A 3,556-nucleotide genomic window follows, 5' to 3' on the forward strand; every position below is an offset into this window, starting at 1 on the left:
CGCCCGTTCAGCGCGGGGATGTCGACCCGGTCGCCCCGCCCGTTCAGCGCGGGACGGACGGCCCGCTCGGCGGCGACACGGCCGACCGGGGACGGCACTTCGCCGTCAGCCCCAGCGGAGAGCGCCCGAGGATCGTTCGGCGCGGAAGATGTGACACAGGCCACATTGCGCGCCCCCGCGTGGCGGCTGGCCGACCGGGAATCGGGACGTGGGCATGCCTGTTCAGGTAGCATAGAGCAGTTGCCGTGGGCGCCGATCTGATCGAAGCTCAGCCCGCGGCGCGCGTGCGGCCCGGTCCGGCTCGGCAGTCTGCCCCCGACCGTGTGGCCCGCGTCATACCGAACGCGCCCTGAGGACGAGACGGGGCGCACCCACGAGAGGGCACCCCCACATCCAGATGAGCGATCTGACTCAAGACCTGATGGACGGCCAGGAGTTGGCCCCCACCGCCCCGGTTCGACCCGAGGCCCCCACGTTCGCCGCACTCGGCGCCCGCGACGAGACCGTCGAGGCGCTGGCCGCGGCCGGCATCACCCGCGCCTTCGCGATCCAGGAGTACGCGATCCCGATCGCCCTGCGGGGCGTCGACCTGATCGGCCAGGCGCCCACCGGCACCGGCAAGACCCTCGGCTTCGGCGTACCGCTGCTGGACCGGGTCTTCGCGCCGGGCGAGGGCAGCGACGGCGTGCCGCAGGCACTGGTCGTCGTCCCCACCCGTGAGCTGGGCATCCAGGTCGCCAAGGACCTGGCCGCCGCCGGCCGCACGCGCGGCGTCCGGGTGCTGCCGATCTATGGCGGTGTGGCGTACGAGCCGCAGATCGAGGCGCTGCGCAAGGGCGTCGAGATCCTGGTCGGCACGCCCGGCCGCCTCATGGACCTGCAGAAGCAGAAGCACCTGCGCCTCGACCGCGTCCACGCCCTGGTGCTGGACGAGGCCGACCGGATGCTCGACCTGGGCTTCCTCGACGACGTCGAGAAGATCCTGGCGATGCTTCCGGAGGACCGGCAGACGATGCTGTTCTCGGCCACCATGCCGGACCCGATCGTCACCCTGTCGCGGCGCTTCCTGCGCCAGCCGATGACGATCCACGCCGGGCACACCGCCGAGACCGGGCCGTCGCCGCAGACCGAGCAGCTGGTCTACCGCACCCACTCGATGAACAAGGTCGAGGTGGTGGCGCGCATCCTCCAGGCGGAGGGCCGCGGGCTGACCATGATCTTCACCCGCACCAAGCGGGCCGCCGACCGGGTCGCCGAGGACCTCGACTTCCGCGGGTTCGCGGTCGCCGCGGTGCACGGTGACCTCGGCCAGGGTGCCCGCGAGCGGGCGCTGCGGGCGTTCCGCGCCGGCAAGATCGACATCCTGGTGGCCACCGACGTGGCGGCCCGTGGTCTGGACGTCACCGGCGTCACCCACGTCATCAACTACGACTGCCCGGAAGACCAGGACACCTACACCCACCGGATCGGTCGTACCGGCCGGGCCGGGGCGACCGGCGTCGCGGTGACCTTCGTCGACTGGGACGACATGCCGCGCTGGCGCATCATCGACAAGACCCTCGGTCTGGAGATGCCCGAGCCGCCGGAGACGTACCACACGTCCCCGCACCTCTACACCGACCTGCACATCTCCACCGAGGTCAGTGGCACCCTGCCCACCGCCGAGCGCACCCGGGCCGGGTTGTCCGCCGAGATCGAGGAGGACCTGGGCGGCACGACGCGCTCGCGCCGCGGTGACAGCAGCGGCCGGGGCTCCCGGCGCGGTGACAGCCGTAGCGACGGTCGCGGTGAGCGCCGTGGCCGGGGCGACGGCCGTCGGGACCGCTCCGACGCCGGCACGCCGGTCGCCGCCGAGGCGCCCGCGGACGACACCGCCGAGGAAGGCACCCGTACCCCGCGTCGCCGGCGTCGCCGCCGGGCCGGCGAGGTGGTCGTGGGCGAGCCGACCGCGGTGATCTCCGCCGACGCGGGTCCGTCCGGGCCGGCCGCCGCCGTCGACGGCGAGCCGTCGAAGCCGCGTCGCCGCCGGCGCCGTCGTGGTGGCGGTTCCGGCGCGGGTACGCCCGCCGAGGCGACCGCGGACTGACGCACAGCGACACCCACATCCCCCGCACCGCCTGAGCGCGGTACGGGGGATGTTCCCTTCCCACCCCACCTGCCGAAGATGGAACGATGCCGGAACCACTGGACGCCGTCCTGACCGAGGTCCGGGCACTGCTGCTCGACCCCGCGCTGACCCGGGCGGTCGCCGCCGGTCGCCGTCGGGGGCGCCGCCCCACCGTGGTGCGGGCCGAGCTGCGGCCGGTGACGCTTAAGGCCGGGCCCCGACTTCAGATCGCCACCTCCGACGGCGCCCGCCCGTACACCCGTAACGTCGCACCCGGGCCGGAGGCCAGCGCGGCGGTCGACGAGCTGCTGGCCGAGCCGTTCGGCAACTGGCACGTGGAGACGGCCGACGCGACGCTCCAGCTGCGGGTCACCAAGTCCGGCGAGGCGCAGGTGCACCGGGCCGCGACGACCCGGCCGGCGGCGACGCCGAGCGGGAACGACCGGGCGAAGGAGTACCTGCTCGACCCGGGCGATGAGATTTTCGCCGAGATCGGCGGATCGGCGGCCAAGCGCCGCCAGGTCGACGCGTTCCTGCGGGCCCTCGCCGCGACCCTGCCCGACGACCTGAGCGGCCCGCTGCGGGTGGTGGACCTGGGCTGCGGCAACGCGTACCTGACGTTCGCCGCGTACCGCTACCTGACCAGCCGGGGCCTCGACGTCGAGCTGGTCGGCGTGGACGTCCGGGAGGACCAGCGGCAGCGCAACACCGAACTGGCGCAACGTCTGGGCTGGGCCGACAAGGTCAGCTTCGTCGCCGGCACGATCGCCGACGCGGCCGTCGACCCCTCCCCCGACCTGGTGCTGGCGCTGCACGCCTGCGACACCGCCACCGACGAGGCGCTGGCCCGCGCGGTGCGCTGGGACGCCCGCTGGGTGCTGGCCGCACCGTGCTGCCACCACGATCTGGCGAAGCAGCTGCGCGCGCAGCCCGCCCCGGGCCCGTACGAGCTGCTGACCCGCCAGGGCATCCTGCGGGAGCGCTTCGCCGACGTGCTGACCGACGCGCTGCGGGCCGGGCTGCTGCGGGTGCACGGGTACCGGGCCGAGGTGGTGGAGTTCGTCGACTCGCAGCACACCCCGCGTAACCTGCTGATCCGGGCGCGTCGCACGGGCAGCGACCCGACCGATGCGCAGCGCGCGGAGTACCGCGAGCTGGTCGACCAGTGGCGGGTCACGCCCCGGCTGGAGACACTGCTGTCGTCCGAGAGGACGCCGGTCGCCTAGCCGGGCTGCCGCGCACGGCTGGCGACGCCGGTCGCCTAGCCGGGCTGCGGCGCACCGCTGGCGGCGGCGGTCGCCTAGCCGGGCTGCGGCGCACCGCTAGCCCTGCATTCCGCACGTGGCTGATTGTCAACACCACTCGAGTGGGTCGATGTCGAGGAGTTCGAGGAGATGGAGTTGTAGGGGTGTGGGTTGAGGGATGGTGTGTGGGTTGCCGCTGGTCGCG

General features: G+C 73.7%; 2 protein-coding genes. Both read left to right on the forward strand.

The features are described from left to right. Window positions 1-397: 397 nt before the first annotated feature. A complete protein-coding gene (locus tag F8271_RS30540) occupies window positions 398-2,086 on the forward strand; it encodes a DEAD/DEAH box helicase (RefSeq protein WP_151493258.1) in 1,689 nt (562 codons plus the stop codon). Window positions 2,087-2,172: 86 nt separating this feature from the next. Beyond that, window positions 2,173-3,333: an SAM-dependent methyltransferase gene (locus F8271_RS30545; protein WP_151493259.1), complete on the forward strand. Its 1,161-nt coding sequence runs from the start codon at window positions 2,173-2,175 to the stop codon at window positions 3,331-3,333. Window positions 3,334-3,556 lie beyond the last annotated feature (223 nt).

Source organism: Micromonospora sp. ALFpr18c (assembly GCF_008868155.1).
Lineage (GTDB): Bacteria > Actinomycetota > Actinomycetes > Mycobacteriales > Micromonosporaceae > Micromonospora.

Bases quoted from the DNA above. Each gene is read 5' to 3' on its own strand.
- F8271_RS30540 (WP_151493258.1), top strand. From the start codon at position 398: ATGAGCGATCTGACTCAAGACCTGATGGACGGCCAGGAGTTGGCCCCC.
- F8271_RS30545 (WP_151493259.1), top strand. From the start codon at position 2,173: ATGCCGGAACCACTGGACGCCGTCCTGACCGAGGTCCGGGCACTGCTG.